We start from the raw sequence: 20,874 nt of genomic DNA, 5'->3' as shown, positions 1-20,874 counted from the left end.
GGCGAACTGCCTATCGCTTGCGCACGAACTCGGTGCGCAGGACGAGACCCTTGATGGCGTCATGACGGCAGTCGATTTCTTCCGGATTGTCGGTGAGCCTGATCGAGCGGATCACCGTGCCCTGCTTCAGGGTCTGGCCAGCACCCTTGACCTTCAGGTCCTTGATCAACACGACGCTGTCGCCATCGACCAGGATATTGCCGGAGGCATCGCGGACCTCGGCGGCCTTGGCCTTTTCCGCAGCGATCTCCGAGGCAGGGCGCCATTCGCCGGTGGCTTCGTCATAGATGTAATCGTCGTCGGCATGCTCGGTCATCTGCTGTTTCCTTTCCCGAATGAAGTTCGTTCTTTGCGAGGTCAGACGCGCCTCTATCGCGGAAAGGCCCCGTGGGCAAATCCGGCGGCCGCTCGGGCTCATCGGGTTGCACAGCGAACCTATCTGGCGGCGTGGCAGATGACTGGCGCATGCGGACAGAATGGCAGCAACGCATCGGATCGGGGCTGGCGTGCGACTTGCATGATTTTCCTTCCGCTTTAGCGTCCTGGACAGCCCCTTACCCGTCCCGTCCTTCGGTTTCGTGGCGGCCTGAATCGGCGCCCGTTCGATTCAAGGCCGCTTTCGCGCCGCGGGGCGGCCGGTCATGCCGCTCGTCGCACAGCAGGCACGCCGGCTTCGCAGGGCTTTCGCTCCGCTTGCCCGCATACCTTCTCTGCTCGATCCGGCCTGCCCGGACCCTGAACCGCCCGGCTTGCGCCGGTTCCTTTCGACCGCACCGAAGGACAGGACGGCAAGGGGCCGCACGCTTCGGACGAACCGAAAGGAAACCATTATGGCAAAGCCCGCAACCTCTTCCCGAAATGCTGCTCGCCCCTCCGCTCGTGTCGTGCAGCTCCGCAAGGGCGCCACGATCGAAATGGTCCGCCTGACATGCCCGGATGAAGCCCAGGCGCTGCGCATCGCCGAAAGCTTCGGGACCGCCATCCTCGACAGCGACGGCATCCGCGACATGCACGAACGCCTCATCGTCGAGACGGCCACCGGCCTAAGCGACGGCCTTGGCGAACGGGCGATGCAGATCCATCTCCAGCGCATTGTCGGAGCCTATGTCGGCTCGGCCCACGGCGCCGGCCAGTTCTACAGCAAGGCCGTCACGGAGGCGCGCGACGCCACCGCCAAGAGTGCCGCTGACGCCCGCGACGAGGATCTCGACGGACCCGTCGGATATGACAGCGCCGCCCAGCGAAAGCGCGAATTCGCAGCCGACATGGGCATTCAGGCGCACGCGCTCAGGATGGCCGCTGAAGGCGCCGTCGCCGCATACGAGCAGGTCGTCGGTGAGGCGTGGAAGCCGTTCGATCGCCCGGTCGACAATCCCGGCCAGACGCTCGACCGCAAGGCCGCCGCAGCGCAGATGTCGGCCTTCGACTGAAATCGATCAATCATGGCGGGGTTCCGGCCCCGCCTTCATTCCGTCCATACGAAGCCACTTCCACATGGGGGTGGCTTTTTCCCGTGTCGATGCCACGACGAAGTGACAGGTGGGGAAAAGAACGAGGAAAGCAAATCGGGACCGAGACAGCCGCAATCGCGGCCGTCCCGTTCGTCGGTCCTACAGGAGCCGGCGGCAGACGCAACAGCTGCGCCGTCCTTCTCTCCGTTCCGGCCGTGCCGGTGCGTCTGTCCGCCCTGCTGCTCCTGCTTTTGGCCCTCCGCGACGGGGCCGCGATTGGCGCGGCCTCATGACAAGGAGGTTTGGAAATGAACAGGAAGAAAGAAGGCGAACGCGCCGACATCTACGCGCGGATCACCGACAGTATCATCGCGGATCTGGAAAAGGACGTGCGCCCGTGGGTTCAGCCATGGAGTCCCTCCAACGCGAATGACCGGATTACCCGGCCGCTACGCCATAGTGGCGAACCCTATACGGGGATGAACACCCTGCTTTTATGGTCGGAAGGTATTGCCCGGGGTTTTGCCTCGCCGATGTGGATGACATTCAGGCAGGCGTTGCAGCTGAATGCCTCGGTGCGCAAGGGCGAGAGCGGTGCCACTGTCGTTTTCGCCAGCCGTTTCACCAAGTCAGAGACCGACGGAAATGGCAGCGAGGTCGATCGGCAAATCCCGTTTCTGAAAGCGTATACAGTCTTTAACGTGGATCAAATAGACGGTCTGCCGGAGCTCTATTACCACCGGCCTGAACCTGTCATCGATCCGGTCGAGCGGATCGCCCATGCCGACCGGTTCTTTCGCAACACCGGTGCGGTCATTCGGCATGGCGGCGACAAGGCATTCTATTCGCCGGCGACCGACCACATTCAAATGCCTGCGTTTGAAAGCTTTCGGGACGCTGCGTCCTATGTTGCTGTTTTAGCACATGAAAGCGCCCATTATGCCGTAAGCCGGATTATGCCGAATCTGATCAGAAGGGATTGGAATTAAACACCAACTCCGCCTTGATGGTCGGCATAATTGCCACCGGTTTGCTTTCCGTCGGCTACACTGGGCGATGGAAGTCCGCTCTCGCTTCTTCGACCGAAGCGCTGATCTCGCATCCCGAGGCGTGGTCATTGATGAGCCCCATCGCCTGCATGAATGCATAGACGGTGGTTGGCCCTACGAAGGACCAACCGCGCCTTTTCAGATCTTTCGATAGAGAAATTGAAGCTGCGGAGGTCGATGCAGTCTGCGGTTCGGCGCAATCTTCCCGTCGCGGCTCGAAGCGCCAGATGTAGGTGGCGAGAGAGCCCTCGGCCTTGACAAGCTCTTGCGCTCGCTTCGCGTTGTTGATGACAGCATTGATTTTGCCGCGATGGCGGACGATGCCCTCGTCCTTCAAGAGTCGCTCGACGTCGGAACCATCGAATTGCGCGATACGGTTGAAATCAAAAGCACAGAAGGCAGACCTGAAGTTCTCGCGCTTGGTAAGGATAGTTCGCCAGCTCAAGCCCGACTGAAAGCTTTCGAGGCAGAGTTTTTCGAAAAGACGAAAATCGTCGGAGACCGGGAAGCCCCACTCGGCGTCATGGTAGTGAAGAAACTCCGGTGCGGCCGCGCACCAGCGGCAGCGCAGCCGTCCGTCATGACCCAGGACAGTTCCGCTCATTCGTTATCCTTTCAGGAACATAAGCCGTTCTTCAACGCGGCCCGGCGTGACTTCGTGGATCTCGGCGCTCACCACACGCTCTGCCACGAACGGATCCTCCTGAACCAACGCCTCAAGTCTTTTCCGATCAATATTGTGGGCGAGGAGTGTCCCGCCCGCGTTCGGCTGGAGGGTGCCTGCGAGAAGAAATGTTCCACTGTCGAAACCTCTTTTGATCCAGGCATTGTGTCCCTCAAGAAATTGAGAGGCCTGCGGCTTGTTGTCGGAAAACCTGAGAAGTACGATAAACATGAACGGTCCCGTTTCTTGAGCTGTGATGGAATGAGAAAGGCGCTCGCCGCGCTATGACGCGTCGAGCGGTTGTGTTCGAGGCAGCTTATCCCCCGTCAGTGTTGACGCCGCGGCAGCGATATCCTTCAACCAGTCTTTCATCTGCTCGACCTCGCGCTGAACGAAGTTTTGATCCTGGAATGCATTAAAAAGCGTCGCTGCGCCCTGGCTCCGGGAGAGAAGATGCATGGCAAGCACATCCGCATCTGCTTCTCGACCGAGTGTTACGAACTGACGGCGAAGCCACGTCCGAAACAGCATGAACAATCTGCCGGCGTCTGGCTGCGCTGGATGGTTCAGCTTCGCAAGCTCGCTCGTTAAGGTCCCGATCGGGCATCCATACAGTTTGATCTTGTCCCCATTCACAATCAGGATATCGATGAAGCTGCTGATCCGCTCTACAGGTGTCTTGCCCTCTATCTCCCATCGCTCCAGCATAGCATTGCGATCAGCGAGGCGTTTTTGAATCACCGCTTCGAGAATGTCGTCCTTCGTTTTGAAATGGTGATAGAAGTTGCCGCGAGAAATCTTCACCAGCTCGGCAATGTCTGCAAAGGACGTGTGATCAAATCCTCTGCGATAGAACAGATCGTCCGCTACGCCGACGATCTCCTCACGTGTAGCCCGATTGGCCATCGTAGTAATTCCCTGTTGGTCTTCGGACGCCCTAGGCAGCAGAGGCCTCTTCGCCCGTGAAAAACGGATAATCCGTATATCCGGCGTCGCCCCCACCATAGAAAGTCGCTGGATCAGCCGTGTTCAATGGCAATCCCTGCCGGTAACGCCGTACGAGATCAGGGTTGGCGAGAAAGGGGAGGCCGAATGCCACGAGATCGGCTTCGCCATTTGCGATTGCCTGCTTTGCGCGGGCTAGATCATAGCCATTGTTCGCGATATATGTGCCAGCGAAACATGCCCGAAGAGCGTGATAGTCAACCACAGATGATTTTGCTGACATGTCTCCTTGTAGCATGTGGACGTATGCAAGCCCTCGAGCCCCAAGCTCCCGGAGGATGTATTCGAAATGAGCTTGCGGGTCGGAATCGACCATGTCGTTGAAGCTGTTTTCTGGTGTCAAACGCACACCAATTCTCCCTACGGGCCATACTTCACTGACGGCGTCGAGGATCTCGTTCAGCAGTCGCATACGGTTGCCGACACTGCCGCCGTACGCGTCACCTCGCCGGTTGCTGCTGTCGCGCAGGAACTGATCGATTAGGTATCCGTTGGCTCCGTGAATCTCGACCCCATCGAATCCCGCGCGCTTTGCCAACGCCGCGGCATGTCGAAACTGAGCGACGAGACCTGGAATCTCCGCGAGCATCAGTTCGCGCGGCGTCGCAAAATCTTGCATCCCGGCGTACGTGACTGCCTTGCCGGATGGGCGAACCGGCGATGGCGCAACCGGGACGGCTTCCCCTGGTTGGAGGCTCGGGTGGGAAATTCGTCCGCAGTGTTGCAGTTGGACGAAAATACGACCTCCTGAGGAGTGCACGGCGTTGGTCAGTCGCAGCCAACTGCTCACGTGTGTGTCGGTGAAAAGGCCGGGAGTGAAGGGGTAGCCAACAGCCTCAGGAGAAACAGTAGTGGACTCGGCGATGATTAAACCCGCAGAAGCTCGCTGTTGGTAGTGCGAAACCATAATGGGCGTCACATTGCCCTCACCATCGGCGCGGTTGCGCGTCATCGGCGCCATCACCATGCGATTGGACAGAGGCAAATCGCCTAGCTGAAAGGTATTGAAGAGATCGGCGATCACGAAGCTTTCCCCAAATTCGAATTAGGTCATTTGTCCTAGTTCGATGATTAGGTCAATTGTCCTACTTTGTCAACATCGATATCTCTTCCCTGCCGACATGCGGCGAACCACCCTCTTGCGGCACTCCTGGCGTGACGTAATCAACTCGACCACGTCGTGTCTGCCAGCAGGTCAGTAAAGGCCGGTATCGAATTGATGTAGAGGTTTTTGAAGAAGATTGTTGCTCCACCAACCCGGAGCACAATGATGGACATATCCAACCGGTTTACCTGCCTTGAGCCGTACCTCGCCTCTTTCGAGGAAAGCCTCTCCGCCAAGAACTACAAGCCTGCCACCGTGGAGAATTATCGTTACCTCCTGCGGCGCTTTGGCCAACTGCTGGAAGACGAGGGAGTTGCGCCGTCAGGTTTGACGACAGAGCTTGCGGTCGAATTGGGTCGGCGGCTGCCGACGACACCGAAGAGCCAAATCAAGGTTCCCAACCTTGCCAGGCTGTTCGTCGAGCACCTGATCGAAATCGGCGTGGCGACACGCCCGCCGCTCACCGCCGCTCAAGCCGAACGCCAAAAGCTTCTCGGCAACCTCGAGCTTTACCTTCTGCGGCAACGCGGCCTCAGTCCACGGTCCGTCAAACACGTGCTGGGGTTTGCCGTCCGCTTCCTGGCTCATCGCTTTGGGGAGGGTGGGCTCGATCTTCCTGCGCTCAGCGCCCGCGACGTCGTTGCGTTCATGGAGCATGTTATCGCGCGTAAGACACCTTACCGCGACAAGACGTTGTCCACGCATCTGCGCGGCTTCTTCCAGTATCTGTTCGCCCAGGGGCTCACCACCACGAACCTCGCACTCTGCGTACCCAGGGTACACAAGCCCTGGGGCTCGAGACTTCCGCGATATCTCTCGCCCGATGAAGTGGAGGCCGTTCTGGCATCGGTCGCGACCAATCCGCGACGCGGCGCCCGCGACTACGCCATGTTGCTGTTGATGTCGAGGCTCGGCATGCGTGCGCCCGAGGTTATGGCAGTCCAGCTTGATGACATCGACTGGCGAGCCAGTGAGATTCTGGTTCGCGGAAAAGGGCAACGCCATGACCGGCTGCCGATCCCGCCAGACGTGGGCGAGGCGATCAGCAGGTATTTGCGCGAGGAGCGGACTTCGACGACAACCCGGACGCTGTTCGTGAGCCACCGGGCGCCGAACCGTCCGTTCAAGGATAGCCAGATCATCAACTCGATCTTGCGGGAAGCGTTCGCGGCAACTGGGGTGAAGCCGCCGACACCCTATGTCGGATCGCATGTCCTTCGTCACAGCCTTGCGACGAACCTGGTGCGGTCCGGTGCTTCACTGGAGGAGATCGGCGATCTGTTGCGACATCGATCGCGCGCAACGACGATGATCTATGCGAAGCTCGACACGGATGGATTGCGCTCCATCGCCCAGCCTTGGCCGATCGCGGAGGCAGCACAATGAGATTCCTTGCCGAACAGCACCGCTACCTCAGCATCAGAAGACGGCTGGGCGCCGATCTGAGTACGGACGAACGCATATTGCGTCGCTTCACCGCCTTTGCCGACAACGATGGCGCGGAATATGTCGATACCAGATTGATCATGCGCTGGCTGGAGAGCCTCCCCGCCGCCAGTGCCGGAACACGGGGCGCTCGCTTCCGGGTTGCTCGTCAATTTGCCCTCTGGCTACACGGTATGGATCCACGGCATGAGGTCCCGCCCCAAGGGTTGGTGCCTGCTCATGTCCAACGGGTACATCCACACATCTACAGCGACGGCGAGATCCTTGCGATTGTCGAGCAAGCCCGAACGTTGCCATCGGTCTACGGCATGCGCGGTCTCACCTGTTCGACGCTCTTCGGCTTGATCGCGGTGACAGGGCTTCGGATTAACGAGGCCCTGCGTCTCGACCAGTCTGATCTTGATATCGAGACCGGCGTCCTTCGCGTCCGCTTCGGAAAACTCGGCAAGGAACGAATGTTGCCATTGGATCGAACGGTCGTGCAGCAGCTCGAACACTATAGACGTGAGCGGGACCGGCTATTGGGGCGCAGGTCAGAGGCCATGTTCGTCACGTGCCAGGGCCATCGTCTCGGCGATTGCGGTGCACGCTATAACTTCGCGCTGGTCTGCCAAGAGATCGGTTTGAGGCCGATGCAGGATTACAAGCGCCATGGGCGTGGGCCACGCATCCACGACCTTCGCCACACCTTCGCGGTTCGGACGATGCTGAACTGGTATCGTTCAGGTCGAGATGTCGGGCGCGAGATGATCAAACTCACGACCTGGCTCGGTCACGAGAGCCCGGCCAACACCTATTGGTATCTGGAAGCGGTCCCGGAATTGCTCGAATTGGCTTCCGCCCGGATTACGAGTGCGACGGAGGATGATCAATGAAGGCGATCAACTTCCCTGCGCTCATCCAACGCTTCTTCACTGACCGGCTCTGCACCCAGATGGAGGCAAGCTCCAACACCATCGCCGGCTATCGCGACACATTCCGGCTACTGATCCGCTACGCGGGTTCACGGCGTGGAAAGCCGCCCACGAAGCTGACGATCGAAGATCTCGACGCCGATCTTGTCGCCGACTTCCTGAGCCACGTCGAGACGGTACGCGGTAACACGGCACGAACCCGCAATACGCGCCTTGCCGCCATCCGCTCATTCTTCCGATATGTTGCAATGACCGAGCCGACCTGGTTGCTCCAGTGCCAGCGCATTCTCTCGATGCCAAGCAAGCGATACGTGAAGCGAGGCGTGACGTTCCTCGACGCAGAGGAAATAGCGGCGCTGCTGGCCGCGCCGGATCGAACGACATGGGTGGGGCGGCGTGATCACGCCCTGCTGTTGCTTGCGCTTCAGACCGGATTGCGGGCATCTGAGCTAATCAGTCTGCGCTGCAACGACGTGGTCTTTGGAACGGGTGCCCACATCCGTTGCATCGGCAAGGGGCGAAAAGAACGCAGTACGCCTCTTCGTCGCGATACGGCAAAGCTGATCCAGGGTTGGATTGGGGAGCGCCTTGACAGCAACAGTCCCCTGTTCCCTTCGATCCGGGGTGATCGGCTCAGTCGTGATGCGCTCGAACATCTGGTGCGCAAGCATTGCCTCACGGCATCCCAAACATGTCCTGCCCTCGTAAGCAAACGCGTTACGCCGCATACCTTGCGACATAGCACGGCGATGGAACTGCTCCATCATGGCGTCGACCAATCCGTGATCGCGCTCTGGCTTGGGCATGAATCCGTGGAGACGACCCAGATCTATATCCACGCCGACATGCGGCTGAAGGAAAAGGCGCTCTCTCAGATCGCCAGACCGGAAGTCCATCCCGGGCGGTATCGACCCACCGACGAACTGCTCACGTTCCTTGAATCGCTCTGATTATGCCGAACTGCCGCATGGTTTAAGGGAGGGTCTAGCCCTGATGATTGAGCCATGCGGCATAATCCGGCTTACGGCATAATGCGTCTTATGCCGATATCGGCATAAGATCCATTGGACAGCGCATCCGAACAGGGTCGGCCGCGATCTCAGCCGCTATTCGAAGGATCGAACCGAACGCGCACGCGAGGAACTCGTCGCGGAAATTTCAGCAGCACTGGTTTGCGCAGACCTGAATATTACGCCGGAGCTGGAGCCGCGTCCAGACCACACCGCCTATATTCAGACGTGGCTATCGGTCCTTTCCAATGACCGCCGCGCCATCTTCCAGGCAGCGGCGCATGCGCAGCGGGCGGTCAATTATCTGCACAGCCTTCAGCCGCAGGCGGATGCCGGCGAGAAGTGACACCGCCTGTTCTTGTAATGGTCGCTCTGGTCCCTCGGGTTGCCCGCGACCGGGAGGGCCGGGAAGACCCACCTGCCGAAAGGGGCAGCGATCATCGATAGGCATCGCGCTTCGGGCGGTTCCAGAACAACATGTATGCATCTTCGCTTCCATTGGCTCGGATCGCATTGGTCGGAGCAGGGACCAGGATGGCCGCCAGCATTGCCGTGCGCAGAGGGATCCATCGCCGGGAACTGCTGGCATGAATACCGCCCCATCAGCTCGCAGATTGCCCATGACCGTCGTGAGGAAGCAAAAAGGCAGCGCATTCGGCCGGAAGTCGGCAGGCCTCCGGATGGAGAACGAGAGAGTGCGGACAGCGGCAGGGGTGTTTATCGTTGGACGGCAAATTCCACCGATAACCGATGGCCGCATTGCGAGATCATCCGTCTGAACACGGGCGCGGCCAACGCGGCCTCGATTTGACATGTCTGATCGAAGAACGGCTGCGCCTCGATCGTTTTTCCGCAACGGCCGTCCGCAACTTTCTTCCCCTGTCGGCTGCGCCGCCATTCCGCGCGGAACAAGAAAGTCGCTCCCGTCCGCCCTCCACTTTGTTCCGGCCCGACAAGCCACCCCATTGCGCAGGCGCAATGGAGACCCCGGGGGTGCGGCCCGATCGTCTCCGATCAATTCGACAGTCATCGAGGACGCGATGGTCGCGCCCCGATCAACCCGAAAGGATCTCGAAAATGGCAGTCATCGGCGAATTCACCACCAACGGCAACACCATCCTCGGCCACGTGCGCACTTTGACGGTCTCCATGAAGGCCCGCTTGAACCCGATCGAACGCACCTCCCGCGACGCTCCTGACTTCCGGATCATGTCCGGTGCAGCGGAAGTAGGCGCGGCATGGAGCCAGGTTTCGGGCGATGGCGAACCCTACATCTCCGTCAAGCTCGACGATCCGAGCTTCCCGGCTCCGATCAACGCGGCCCTGTGGCCGACCGAGAAGGACGGCGATTACACGCTGGTCTGGAACCGCCCGAAGCGCGATGCCTGATCGAAGACGGGCCCTGCCGGAAACGGCGGGGCTCTTCCCCTGTTGAAATCAAAGAAGGAACCGGCATCGAGCCCGCTTCCTTCTTCCGGTCGCGATACGGAGAGGTGGGGTCTGCTCAGAGTGACCAATCGTGCCGTGAGGAAATGCCGGCCTCAAGGACTTCGCGGCACCTCCAATTTTCAGGAGCCGCCCTGAAAGGCGCCACCGGAAAATCGGCTCCTCCGCTCGCCGCCTCAAGCGGTCGCTGTCGCGATCCTTGACCCCGTCATTTCCTCACGCCCCGCGGCGTCATCTTTTTCAAACGTCAAGGAGATGACGATGCTGCTGGAACAACACATCGAAGAACTGCGCCGCGAGATGAACCATTGCCATCCGGACGAGCGTCGCCAGGTTGCCGCGGAGCTGGAACTGGCTCAGGCTGAACTGGCGGTCATCATGGCCGAGCAGGACGGTTCCATCGACGCCGAGCCGCCCTTCTGAGGGCGGCAATCACCCGCACTGGCAACCGCCGCTATCCGGTCCGCATGATGGCGGGACGTTTCATCCCCTTGTCGAGGACGGTCATCGACTATCGGGGATCGTGCATCCCGCGCAGTCAGGCCGCAACCTTTCGCCACCGGAATGTTCCCCGCCGCAAGCGGCTCCTCGCGGTCCAAAATTCAGGTGTTCAAAAGGTCCTCCACTCTCGTTCCGGCCAGCCGGTGCAGCCTGCCTTTCCGGTCTGCATCCTCTCCCCGCGATAACCGCAATCGACAAGGAGAAACCGTATGAAACGCCTCGCTCAATTCCTCAGCGCCACCGGCCGCCGGCTCCGCATCCTCAGTAAGGTGATCTGTCACTTCTTCCGGGGTGGCAAGTTCGCCCTGAAGTTCGCAATCAAGATCCCGTTCTTCGTCGAGATCGAGATCAGTTTCGAGCGTGACGGTAAGCGGCGCCAATGACGCTCGGCAGGGAGCCGCTCCGGCGGCTCTTCGTGGCTATTCCGCCCACCCTGGCGCGGATCACTTGTTCAGTGCATCCTTCAGGGCTTTCGCAGGCTGGAAGGTCAGCTTCTTCGCAGCGGCCACGTTGATGGTGGCGCCTGTCGCCGGATTGCGAGCCTCGCGCTCCGGTGTGTCCTTGATTTTGAACTTGCCGAAGCCGGGGATCGACGTTTCCGCGCCAGAGGTGGCTGCCGCCGCGATCGATGCGAACACGGCCTCGACAATCTTCTTGGCTTGCGCCTTGGTCAGGCTCTGTTCGGATGCGATCTTGTCGGCGATTTCATTGGTGGTGGTCATGATGGTTTCCTCGTTAAAGACGGAAAACCTTCTCAGCCGATCTGGATATTGTCATGGGGCGATGTCCGCAGAATGGCGCTGCTGTTGGGGTTTCCACAGCTTCTTGCTGGTCTGTAGCCCCTTTTTCGCTTCTGCAGCACCAGTTCGAGAAAGCGCGAGACAGCATCCTTCTCCGCACTGAAGACCTCGGTCATCTCCCCGCCCGCCTTGCCGATACGTCCCCATGCCCGCACCACGGCTGTTTCCCCGAAGAGAGTGGGCTGGATCGCAAGCATGTAGTAGCGCGCCATGTTTCTCTTGGCGTCGATCTTCTGGCAATAGAACTGGTAGTGGTAATTACCCATGCCGCATCGTCGCCGATGTTCATAATATGGTCCAACGACACTTATGAATCGAAGGGCAGCTTCCGATTCATTTCTGTGATGGGTATCAGTGACTGGCCGAGAGATGTGCGGGCGAGACAGCTTCGCCGCACGGCTCTATGCGCAAGCGCACCGGACCCGCTGATCGCAGTTTCGTTCCAGTCGGATGACGATCCTCTCGCTGGTGTTGGGGAAAGGAGACATCTTATAACACAGCGCAAGATCAAGTACATCGACGGTGGCAGCCCGGAATACCCGTGATCACGTACTGACCGTCGCGCTGGCAGCAGGAGCATCGTTCCCCTCTTCCCGTCGCCTGCGCTTGCCGGTCGTCGAGCGAATCCGGTTGAGCAGGGGCGGCAGGAACGGCACATCTTCCCAGACGACATCGCCTTCGAAAAGCGTTTCCGTGTTGCGGTTACGCCATCTGACCTCTTCCCTGGTCACGAATGGCGGGGCGATCTCAGCGAGGGTCGCCAACGGCACAAACGCAGCCGTACAGATCAAAGCAACGATCCTCAGCAACAAATCCGCATGCTGCGGGAATACGTCGAGGCTGATGATCGCTTCGACAAGGATGATAGGCGTGATGGCCATGAACGCGGCCCAGATGATCAGCGGTCCCCTCAGGGAATACCAGTCTTTTTTCCAATGCATTCTTTGTTGCCCCTTTCGAACTTGTGAACGGCGGGGAGTGTCGAAGTGATCCCCACGCCACGTTACGTCAACTATTCTTTCAGATGAAACCTGTTCTGTCCGACACAGGCCTTCATGTCGTCACGCCGGAACCAGATGGCGCGCCCGCATCTGAGCGGCGGATTGCCTGCCGTGAAGACGATCTGTTCGTCACCGCGCATGCGCAGGACCTCGTGCGGCATGATCAGCGGCCGACGGCTGAGTTGCTTCGATCGTGAGCGCGATGATCCCTTCATTCCCGTGGAGCGGTTTGTCTGGTCAACCTCGACCGTGGTGTCGCCGCAGCGCTTCGAGATGTAGTCCGCCGTATCCGGGTCATTGATCGCCGCGAACGATATCCATGATGCGGACTCGAACCATTTGCTTGTCGCGTCACGGCCGCCATAGGCTTCGCGCGTCTGGCCGATCGACTGGAAGATCATGGTGAGCGTGATGCCGTATTTCCGGCCGGCGTCGCGGGCGGTCTCAAGGATGCGCAGATAACCGAGGCGGGCGACCTCATCGAGCAGGAAGAGCGTGCGTCCCTTGACCTTGCCATTGCGATTGTAGATCGCGTTCAGCAGCGAGCCGATGACGACGCGCGCCAGACCCGGATGCGCTTCCAGTACCTTGAGATCGAGCGCTATAAACACGTCCGCGTCGCCTTCCGCGAGATCGTCGGTCGAGAAACTGTCGCCCGACACGAGCGCCGCATAGTTCGGATAGGACAGCCAGTGCGTTTCCTTCACCGCATTGGCGTAGACGCCGGAAAAGGTCTCCGGCGTCATGTTGACGAAGACGGCAACATTCTCTTTCACGAAGTCGGACTCGGACTGTTCATAGATCCGCGTCAGCCGCTCGCGCAGCTTCGGCTCCGGTTCGGAGAGATTGGCTCGAACGCGGCGCAAGGTCTGGTCTTTCTCGTCCGTGTGCCCGGACAGGCAGACGTCGGCGATCAACGCCGTCAGGAGCTGCATGGCCGATGCCCGGAAGAAGTCGTCGCGGGCCGACGCGGTGCGCGCATTGTCGGTCATGATCCACGTCGCCACCGCGACGATGTCCTCTTCCTTCGTGTTGCCGTGGCGGCCGATCCAGTCGAGCGCGTTGAAGCCGATCGCGGGCGTGGCGGGATCGAGCACGATCACGTTTCGGCCGGCCTTGCGCCGATGATCGATGACCATCGGCGCGACCTCGCTCGACGGATCGAGCACCACCATCCCGCCGCCCCATTTGAGCGCCGTCGGGACCGTCACGGATGTGGTCTTGAAACCGCCGGAACCGGCAAAGACGATACCGTGCGACGAACCGAACGAGCCGTCGAAACACAACAATGGAGACCTGCCGCCGGCGCCCCAGCTCTTCGTCTCACCGGCGCGAAAAGACAGGCCCGCCACGCCGTCCTTGTCGACGCGATACCGTTCGCCGATCACGATGCCGCCGGTATGGGGAAACAGCTTGGCAGCGTCGGCCATCTTCATCCAGTCGGCCTCGCCGTGCACGGCCCGCTTCCCCGCGATCCGCCGTGGCGCTGATTTCGCGAAGGCGGCATTTCCCCTGATCGCGACTCGCAGTGCGAAGATGCCGGCAAGGACGGCGGCGCATGCGCCAAGCATCGCCGACGGGTCCGTGTAGGCGAACACCGACTGGCTGTGAGGCACCCGGTCGGCAAGAGCATACAGCCGCCACCCTTCGCGTGCGATCGCTGCGATGCAGGCGACTGAAGCACCAGCCAATACGCTTAGACCGGCAGCCTTGATGTTTGCCGCGCCCGCCGTCGCGAACAGGAAGATAACGCCGATCGCCGCCGCCGCGGTGTAGGGCAGGGCGAGGCCGACCCGTCCGAGCAACAGCTTCGCCTGAGGCGACGTTCCAAAACCCGAGAGCCAGTTCTCGATGCCTGATATCGCCAACATGGTGGCGATCATGAATGCCGCGGGCAGGATTGTGAGGAGGAGCCTATTCATTGTCGCGACCGAACGCCTCCACGCCGATTGCGGTCAGGCGCGAGCGCTCCGTTTCGTCACCACGGAGACGTCCGGCGGCATCGATCAACAGGCCGAGCAGCAGCGCCCTTTTTTCATAGCGCAGGCCGGCCTTCACGATCAGGCCGCCAAGTTCGATCTTCTCGCGCGTGTCTTTCTTGCGGGCATCGGTCGATGTGGTTCGCCGCATCCGCTCAAGCCTCGCCAGCGCCGCCCGCATCCGCGCCAGGCGCGAGCGCCGCGGATGTCTCGCCGCCGGTCCTGCCGTCACCGGCATTCTTCTTTCCGGTCGTCTGCCCCTTGCCTCCGCGAAACCGCCCGGCGATGTCCTCGAACGCCGCCTGAAGTGCGGCTTCCTCGATCTCGATTTCGCCGAGACCGGCCTTGAGCGCGATCCGGCCGATGCGCTCGGCCTCGCGCGTCTCGGCTGCTTTGAGCTGATCCTGGAGCCTGGCGATTTCTTCCCTGATCTTCGACGACGGTTTCTTCATTCCGGTGGCACTCCTTTGTGGTTTTGGCGCTGCAGGTGCGACGCCAAAACTCCTCCGGATGCATGCTCAAGGAAATGTGCAGATTTGCACGTCGGCAAAGCCGACACTTTGGAGGATCATCCCGGCCGTTCCGAAGGAGCGGTTCCAAGGGCGCAATTATACGTCGCTGATGCGACGCCTTGCGTAGAGGCCCTGGCAAGGGGCCGGGTTGGCCTGCCGCTCCCGACGAACGAGGTTCGAACCAGGAGCTTTTGTCGCCGTGGCCATCGCCCATTTCTCAGCCAGCATCGTCAGCCGCGGCGACGGCCGCAGTACGGTGCTGTCCGCGGCCTACCGGCACTGCGCGAGGATGGAATATGAGCGCGAGGCCCGCACCATCGACTACACCCGCAAACAGGGGCTCGTGCACGAGGAGTTTGTCCTTCCGGCCGATGCCCCGAAATGGGTACGGATGCTGATCGCCGACCGCTCGATCGCAGGCGCCTCGGAAGCCTTCTGGAACAAGGTCGAGGCTTTCGAGAAGCGCTCCGACGCCCAGCTCGCCAAGGACCTGACCATCGCCCTGCCGCTGGAGCTGACGGCCGAGCAGAACATTGCTCTGGTGCGGGATTTCGTGGAGCGGCACATCCTGTCGAAGGGCATGGTCGCGGACTGGGTCTATCACGACAATCCGGGCAATCCGCACATCCACCTGATGATGACCCTGCGTCCGCTGACCGAGGACGGTTTCGGCGCGAAGAAGGTCCCGGTTCTCGGCGAAGACGGGCAGCCGTTGCGCAACAAGGCGGGAAAGATCGTCTACGAGCTGTGGGCCGGCGGGACGGATGACTTCAATGCCTTTCGTGACGCCTGGTTCGAGCGTCTCAATCATCACCTGGCGCTGAACAGGATCTCGCTGCGCGTCGATGGCCGATCCTACGAGAAGCAGGGCATCGATCTGGAACCGACCATCCATCTCGGCGTAGGCGCCAAGGCAATCGAGCGCAAGGCGGAGAAGCAAGGCGTCCGTCCGGAGCTCGAGCGGCTCGAACTGAATGAGAAACGCCGCAGCGAGAATACGCGTCGCATTGTTGGAAATCCGGGGATCGTGCTCGACCTGATCACGCGGGAAAAGAGCGTCTTCGATGAGCGCGATGTTGCGAAGGTGCTGCATCGCTATGTCGATGATCCGGCCGTCTTCCAGCAGCTGATATTACGCATCATCCTGAATCCGGAAGTTCTCCGGCTCCAGCGCGACACGATCGACTTCGCCACCGGCGCGAAGGCGCCGGCGCGCTATTCGACACGGGCGATGATCCGCCTCGAGGCGACGATGGCGCGTCAGGCGATGTGGCTGTCGGGCCGTGAAACCCATGGCGTCGATCACAAGGTGCTGGCGGCGACTTTCGCGCGACATGCGCGCCTGTCCGAGGAGCAGAAAACGGCGATCGAACGGATTGCCGGCTCCGCGCGGATCGCGGCCGTGGTCGGTCGCGCCGGCGCGGGCAAGACGACCATGATGAAGGCGGCGCGCGAGGCTTGGGGACTCGCCGGATATCGCGTGGTCGGTGGTGCCCTTGCCGGCAAGGCGGCTGAGGGGCTGGAGAAGGAGGCGGGCATCGTCTCCCGCACACTCGCTTCCTGGGAGCTGCGCTGGCAACAGGGGCGTGACACGCTCGACGCCAGGACCGTGTTTGTCATGGATGAGGCCGGCATGGTCGCTTCGAAACAGATGGCGGGATTCGTCGAAGCCGTCGTCAGGGCGGGCGCGAAGATCGTGCTGGTTGGCGATCCCGAGCAATTGCAGCCGATCGAGGCGGGTGCTGCCTTCCGCGCCATCGTGGATCGTATCGGCTACGCCGAGCTCGAGACGATCTACCGCCAGCGCGAAGAGTGGATGCGGCATGCCTCGGTCGATCTGGCGCGCGGCAACATTGAACAGGGCTTGCTGGCCTATCGCACCCGCGGCCACATCGTTGGAGAAAACCTGAAATCGGAAGCCGTCGAGAGCCTCATCTCGGCCTGGAACCACGACTACGATCCCACGAAGTCGATGCTGATGCTGGCGCATCTGCGCCGCGACGTCCGCATGCTGAACATGATGGCGCGCGAAAAGGTGGTCGAACGCGGAATTATCGGTGAGGGTCACGCCTTCAAGACCGCCGACGGCACCCGCCAGTTCGACGCCGGCGACCAGATCGTTTTCCTGAAGAACGAGGGCTCGCTCGGCGTCAAGAACGGCATGATCGGCAGGGTGATCGAGGCCGCGCCCGACCGCATTGCCGTGACCGTGGGTGAGGGCGATCAACGCCGGCAGGTGACGGTCGAGAGCCGCTCCTACAACAATATCGATCACGGATATGCCACCACGATCCACAAGAGCCAGGGAGCGACGGTCGACCGGGTGAAGGTGCTCGCTTCACTCTCTCTCGATCGTCACCTGACCTATGTGGCGATGACCCGCCATCGCGAGGATCTTCAGCTTTATTTCGGTCGCCGCTCCTTCGAGATGAACGGTGGGCTGGCCAAGATCCTGTCGCGGCGAAACGCCAAGGAAACCACACTCGACTACGAGCGCGGCACGCTCTACCGCGAGGCGCTCGCCTTCTCTGAAAACCGAGGGCTGCGTATCGTCCAGGTGGCCCGCACGCTGCTGCGCGACCGGCTCGACTGGACGCTACGCCAGAAAAGCAAGCTCACCGATCTCGCCAACCGCCTTCGCGCTCTCGGCGAACGTCTCGGCTTGCGGCAATCCCCGAAAACACAATCAAGCAAGGAGTCGAGGCCCATGGTCGCCGGCATTTCCCGGTTCGAGAATTCCGTCGCAGATACGGTCAGCGAGAGGCTCGATTCCGATCCGACTCTGAAGAAGCAATGGGAGGAGGTTTCGATCCGCTTCCGCTATGTCTTCGCCGATCCCGAGACCGCCTTGCGGGTGATGAACTTCGACGCCGTGTTGGCGGATAAGGACATGGCGCGGCAGGTGCTGCAGAAGCTCGCGGCAGATCCGGCTTCGATTGGCCCGCTCAGGGGCAAGACAGGCATTCTTGCCAGCAAGACGGATCGCGAGGCGCGCCGCATCGCCGAGGTCAATGTACCCGCCTTGAAACGCGATCTCGAACGCTATCTTCAGATGCGCGAGAGCGCGGTGCAACGGCATGAAGCTGAAGAGAAAGCGCTGCGTCAGCGTGTCTCGATCGACATACCGGCGCTGTCTCCGGCGGCGCGCGTCGTGCTGGAGCGCGTGCGCGATGCGATCGACCGCAACGATTTGTCCGCAGCCCTTGCATATGCGCTCAGCAACCGCGAGACGAAGCTGGAGATCGACGGGTTCAACAAGGCCATCACCGAACGCTTCGGCGAGCGCACCCTGCTGACCAATGCCGCACGTGAGCCCTCGGGAAAACTCTTCGATAAGCTCTCCGAAGGCCTCTCCCACCAAGAGAAGGAGCGCCTGAAGGAAGCCTGGCCGATCATGCGCACGGCCCAGCAGCTTGCCGCCCATGAGCGCACGACCGAGACCCTGCGGCAGGCCGAGGAATTGCGTTTAGCTCAGCGCCAAGCCCCGGTGATGAAGCAATGAGGCGACGCGGCACGATCATGCTGTTGAGCGCGTCAATGGTGGCTATCGCTTGCCTCATTACGGCTGCGACCGTCGGCGGTTATCGACTGAACCTGACGCCGAGCGAGCCGCTCGGGCTCTGGCGCATCGAGAAACTCAATCGTCCGGTCAAGGCCGGTGATCTCGTCTTCATCTGCCCGCCGCCGACCGCAATGTCCGAGGAGGCACGACGGCGAGGATATCTCCGGCGGGGGCTTTGCGATCGTGGGTTCGCGCCGTTGATCAAGACCGTTGCCGCACTTCCCGGGCAGCATGTCGAAATTACCGATTACGTCGTGATCGACGGCCGCTCCCATGCCGCATCCGTCGTGCGGAAGACGGACGGAGAGGGCAGGACGATCACGCCATATCCTGGTGGCATCGTGCCGCCAGGACACTTCTTTCTCCACTCTTCTTTTGCGAGCTCCTATGACTCAAGATATTTCGGGCCGGTTCCCGAGACCGGCCTTCTCGGCCTTGCCCGACCGGTTCTCACCTTCGATCCGTGATCACGTTTCTGACCATTGGCGATCTACCTTGCTCATCGTCGCATCCGTCGCCTGCGGTTCACTCGGCTGGAGCGGCAATGTGCTTGCCCTTCCGGTCGCGATGCTCTTCCCGGCGCTTTGGGCGATGTCGCCGTCGCGTACGATCGCGGTCCTTGTGTCGGCCGGCTATTTTTTGGCCGCCTCGCGCGGTCTGCCGCAGGGTGTCGCAAACTTCTATTCATCCGATCTTTGGCCGGGCTTCCTGCTCTGGATGGCGGCCTCGGTCTCCTTCGTTGCCGTGCATGCCGCAGCGTGGACAAGGCAAACGGGAAAGGGGCGGGCGGTGCGCTATCTGGCGGCGGCGGTGCTCATGGCACTGCCCCCCTTCGGGATCACCGGCTGGGCACATCCGTTGACTGCGGCCGGCGTGGTGTTTCCCGGCTGGGGCTGGTGGGGGCTGGCTGCGGCTGCGGCCGGCCTGTTCGTCATGATGACGAGACATTGGCCGGCCGCTGCCATTGGCCTCGGAGGCTTCTGGCTCTGGTCCGCCGCAACGTGGACAGAGCCGAATCTACCGGAAGGATGGAGAGGCGTCGATCTCCAGCTGGGCCAAATGCTCGGCCGCGATGCTTCGCTTGACCAGCACCGTGGCCTGATCGCCACAGCGCGCATAGCCGCAAGTCAGGGCGCGCGCGTTGTCGTCTTTCCCGAGAGCACTCTCGGTTTCTGGACGCCGACGGTCGCTCGGCTCTGGCGGGAGGGGCTGAACGGGCTCGACGTCACGGTCGTCGCCGGCGCCGCCGTCATCGATGCGCAAGGCTACGACAACGTCATGGTGGCGGTTGGTTCCGGCGCCGCTGGCATCCTCTACAAGGAGCGCATGCCGGTTCCGGTTTCCATGTGGCGGCCATGGTTGCATTGGACAGGGCAGGGCGGCGGCGCCCAAGCGCACCTGTTTGCGAACCCGGTCGTGGAGGTTGGGACAATGAGGATCGCGCCGCTGATCTGCTATGAGCAACTCCTCCTCTGGCCGATGCTGCAATCGATGCTGTATTCACCCGCCGTCATCGTCGCCACCGGCAATGGCTGGTGGACCAGGGGCACGTCGATCGTGGCCATCCAGAAAGCGAGCGTGACCGCCTGGGCCAGGCTGTTCGGCCTGCCCGTCGTCATGGCTTTCAACACATAAGGAGTGATCGTGATGGTCGATGCCGTCCTCATCCAGCAATGCGCCAATCCTGACCTAAAACCTGCGATTGTCGAACAGTTCATCGAGCGGGCAGGATCGGAGGATCCGCTTGCGGTCACCGTCAGTTCCGGAAACCGTGTTGTGCTCGTGCCGAAGCCCGCGACGCCCGCGGACGCAATGGAACTGATCCGCCAGAATCTCGGGCGCAACGTCATTCGCGTCGGCATCACGCAATATCCAGCCGGTCTCGGCATCATGGAGTCCGGAGGGCTGAAACCGGACCTGGTCGAGCCTTGCGAAAATCTCCGCATGGGCACGGCGCTCTTCGCCAAGGTCTATCGCATAGTCATGAAATGGTACGGCAATCCCACCGAGCAGGAGGTTCTTCCCGAGGTGCTCGACGATGCTATCATCGCCTGGCGGACGGGGTATTTCGAGGGCACGGCGGTGTTTCGGGCGCCGGATACCGGTAAAGTGGAGGTGCCGGACCCTGAGAACCACGAGCCTGCGAGCGATGCTGTCGAACAGTCAGCAGATCCTGCTGGGGTGGAGGTGAGCAATCCTGCCGAGGACGAGGCCCGCGGCGACGATCCGAACAAGGCTGGCATTCGTGTCGATCTTTCAGGAATTGGTGCTGAATGACCTTGATGCTCGCGAAGTTCACCGCACGACTTACGTGATCATGTGCATGTTTGCACTGGCGAATTCAGCTTCCGCCCTCTATAAGGGCGGATAGGGCAGTACGCGCTGCCCGAGGTGTGGAAACCTCTATCTGGCGGTTGGTGCTGGCCGTT

General features: G+C 61.1%; 22 protein-coding genes and 2 pseudogenes. 13 read left to right on the top strand and 11 right to left on the bottom strand.

What is annotated here, in order from left to right:
* Positions 1-10: 10 nt before the first annotated feature.
* Entirely contained in the window at positions 11-316 is a 306-nt protein-coding gene (locus PH605_RS20685) for an alkylphosphonate utilization protein (RefSeq protein ID WP_142845902.1), read from the bottom strand.
* A 514-nt stretch (positions 317-830) separates the two neighbouring features.
* On the opposite strand from PH605_RS20685, the gene PH605_RS20680 reads away from it, so the two are divergent.
* Both PH605_RS20680 and PH605_RS20675 read left to right on the top strand, forming a co-directional pair.
* Positions 831-1,430 (top strand): hypothetical protein, encoded by a 600-nt coding sequence (locus PH605_RS20680; RefSeq protein WP_080821266.1) that lies wholly within the window; start codon positions 831-833, stop codon positions 1,428-1,430.
* Positions 1,431-1,759: 329 nt separating this feature from the next.
* Positions 1,760-2,425: pseudogene (locus PH605_RS20675) on the top strand (ArdC family protein); the annotation flags it as partial.
* A 70-nt stretch (positions 2,426-2,495) separates the two neighbouring features.
* Here the strand turns inward: PH605_RS20675 and PH605_RS20670 are convergent.
* The 4 genes from PH605_RS20670 to PH605_RS20655 are packed head-to-tail and all read right to left on the bottom strand — an operon-like array spanning position 2,496 to position 5,193.
* A complete protein-coding gene (locus tag PH605_RS20670) occupies positions 2,496-3,104 on the bottom strand; it encodes a DNA-3-methyladenine glycosylase I (RefSeq protein ID WP_129566345.1) in 609 nt (202 codons plus the stop codon).
* 3 nt (positions 3,105-3,107) lie between these two features.
* A complete protein-coding gene (locus PH605_RS20665; protein WP_142845904.1) occupies positions 3,108-3,395 on the bottom strand; it encodes a YciI family protein in 288 nt (95 codons plus the stop codon).
* Between the two features lie 51 nt (positions 3,396-3,446).
* The gene (locus tag PH605_RS20660) at positions 3,447-4,070 is read right to left on the bottom strand and encodes a TetR/AcrR family transcriptional regulator (protein WP_129566347.1); all 624 of its coding nucleotides are present in this window, start codon (positions 4,068-4,070) and stop codon (positions 3,447-3,449) included.
* A 31-nt stretch (positions 4,071-4,101) separates the two neighbouring features.
* A complete protein-coding gene (locus PH605_RS20655) occupies positions 4,102-5,193 on the bottom strand; it encodes an alkene reductase (RefSeq protein ID WP_129566348.1) in 1,092 nt (363 codons plus the stop codon).
* 246 nt (positions 5,194-5,439) lie between these two features.
* Between PH605_RS20655 and PH605_RS20650 the strand changes: the two genes are divergently transcribed.
* The 7 genes and pseudogenes from PH605_RS20650 (at position 5,440) to PH605_RS20620 (ending at position 10,974) form a co-directional block, all read left to right on the top strand.
* Entirely contained in the window at positions 5,440-6,660 is a 1,221-nt protein-coding gene (locus tag PH605_RS20650) for a site-specific integrase (protein WP_129566349.1), read from the top strand.
* A complete protein-coding gene (locus PH605_RS20645) occupies positions 6,657-7,595 on the top strand; it encodes a tyrosine-type recombinase/integrase (protein ID WP_129566350.1) in 939 nt (312 codons plus the stop codon). The genes PH605_RS20650 and PH605_RS20645 overlap by 4 nt, the downstream gene beginning before the upstream one ends.
* Positions 7,592-8,584 (top strand): tyrosine-type recombinase/integrase, encoded by a 993-nt coding sequence (locus tag PH605_RS20640; RefSeq protein ID WP_129566351.1) that lies wholly within the window; start codon positions 7,592-7,594, stop codon positions 8,582-8,584. The genes PH605_RS20645 and PH605_RS20640 overlap by 4 nt, the downstream gene beginning before the upstream one ends.
* Before the next feature lie 112 nt (positions 8,585-8,696).
* A pseudogene (locus PH605_RS20635) lies at positions 8,697-8,990 on the top strand (zincin-like metallopeptidase domain-containing protein); the annotation flags it as partial.
* A 731-nt stretch (positions 8,991-9,721) separates the two neighbouring features.
* Entirely contained in the window at positions 9,722-10,033 is a 312-nt protein-coding gene (locus PH605_RS20630; RefSeq protein ID WP_080821139.1) for a DUF736 domain-containing protein, read from the top strand.
* Positions 10,034-10,351: 318 nt separating this feature from the next.
* Positions 10,352-10,513 carry a hypothetical protein gene (locus PH605_RS20625; protein ID WP_162856861.1) on the top strand — a complete coding sequence of 54 codons (162 nt, stop codon included), beginning with the start codon at positions 10,352-10,354 and terminating at the stop codon, positions 10,511-10,513.
* Positions 10,514-10,800: 287 nt separating this feature from the next.
* Positions 10,801-10,974 carry a hypothetical protein gene (locus PH605_RS20620; protein WP_162856863.1) on the top strand — a complete coding sequence of 58 codons (174 nt, stop codon included), beginning with the start codon at positions 10,801-10,803 and terminating at the stop codon, positions 10,972-10,974.
* 60 nt (positions 10,975-11,034) lie between these two features.
* Here the strand turns inward: PH605_RS20620 and PH605_RS20615 are convergent, their stop codons facing one another.
* The 6 genes from PH605_RS20615 to traC form a co-directional block, all read right to left on the bottom strand.
* Positions 11,035-11,313 carry an HU family DNA-binding protein gene (locus PH605_RS20615; protein ID WP_080821140.1) on the bottom strand — a complete coding sequence of 93 codons (279 nt, stop codon included), beginning with the start codon at positions 11,311-11,313 and terminating at the stop codon, positions 11,035-11,037.
* Between the two features lie 32 nt (positions 11,314-11,345).
* The gene (locus tag PH605_RS20610) at positions 11,346-11,657 is read right to left on the bottom strand and encodes a WGR domain-containing protein (RefSeq protein WP_142845905.1); all 312 of its coding nucleotides are present in this window, start codon (positions 11,655-11,657) and stop codon (positions 11,346-11,348) included.
* Between the two features lie 279 nt (positions 11,658-11,936).
* Entirely contained in the window at positions 11,937-12,332 is a 396-nt protein-coding gene (locus PH605_RS20605) for a hypothetical protein (protein WP_080821143.1), read from the bottom strand.
* A 71-nt stretch (positions 12,333-12,403) separates the two neighbouring features.
* Positions 12,404-14,314 carry a Ti-type conjugative transfer system protein TraG gene (gene traG / locus PH605_RS20600; protein WP_142845906.1) on the bottom strand — a complete coding sequence of 637 codons (1,911 nt, stop codon included), beginning with the start codon at positions 14,312-14,314 and terminating at the stop codon, positions 12,404-12,406.
* Entirely contained in the window at positions 14,307-14,522 is a 216-nt protein-coding gene (gene traD / locus PH605_RS20595) for a type IV conjugative transfer system coupling protein TraD (protein ID WP_161987970.1), read from the bottom strand. Before traD ends, traG begins: the two co-directional genes overlap by 8 nt.
* 4 nt (positions 14,523-14,526) lie before the next feature.
* Positions 14,527-14,823, bottom strand: a complete 297-nt coding sequence (gene traC / locus PH605_RS20590) for a conjugal transfer protein TraC (RefSeq protein ID WP_142845908.1) — start codon at positions 14,821-14,823, stop codon at positions 14,527-14,529.
* A gap of 259 nt (positions 14,824-15,082) precedes the next feature.
* On the opposite strand from traC, the gene traA reads away from it, so the two are divergent.
* The 4 genes from traA to PH605_RS20570 are packed head-to-tail and all read left to right on the top strand — an operon-like array spanning position 15,083 to position 20,722.
* Positions 15,083-18,385 carry a Ti-type conjugative transfer relaxase TraA gene (gene traA / locus PH605_RS20585; protein ID WP_142845909.1) on the top strand — a complete coding sequence of 1,101 codons (3,303 nt, stop codon included), beginning with the start codon at positions 15,083-15,085 and terminating at the stop codon, positions 18,383-18,385.
* A complete protein-coding gene (gene traF / locus PH605_RS20580; protein ID WP_142845910.1) occupies positions 18,382-18,912 on the top strand; it encodes a conjugative transfer signal peptidase TraF in 531 nt (176 codons plus the stop codon). Before traA ends, traF begins: the two co-directional genes overlap by 4 nt.
* The gene (locus tag PH605_RS20575) at positions 18,833-20,080 is read left to right on the top strand and encodes a conjugal transfer protein TraB (protein WP_142845911.1); all 1,248 of its coding nucleotides are present in this window, start codon (positions 18,833-18,835) and stop codon (positions 20,078-20,080) included. The genes traF and PH605_RS20575 overlap by 80 nt, the downstream gene beginning before the upstream one ends.
* A gap of 12 nt (positions 20,081-20,092) precedes the next feature.
* Complete coding sequence (locus tag PH605_RS20570; protein WP_142845912.1) at positions 20,093-20,722, top strand: TraH family protein; 630 nt, start codon at positions 20,093-20,095, stop codon at positions 20,720-20,722.
* Positions 20,723-20,874 lie beyond the last annotated feature (152 nt).

This window comes from Agrobacterium sp. CFBP 3001, from assembly GCF_027871605.1.
Classification (GTDB): domain Bacteria; phylum Pseudomonadota; class Alphaproteobacteria; order Rhizobiales; family Rhizobiaceae; genus Agrobacterium; species Agrobacterium leguminum.
The sequence above is the reverse complement of the archived record's forward strand: the minus strand, read 5'-3'. Positions and strand labels throughout refer to the sequence as shown.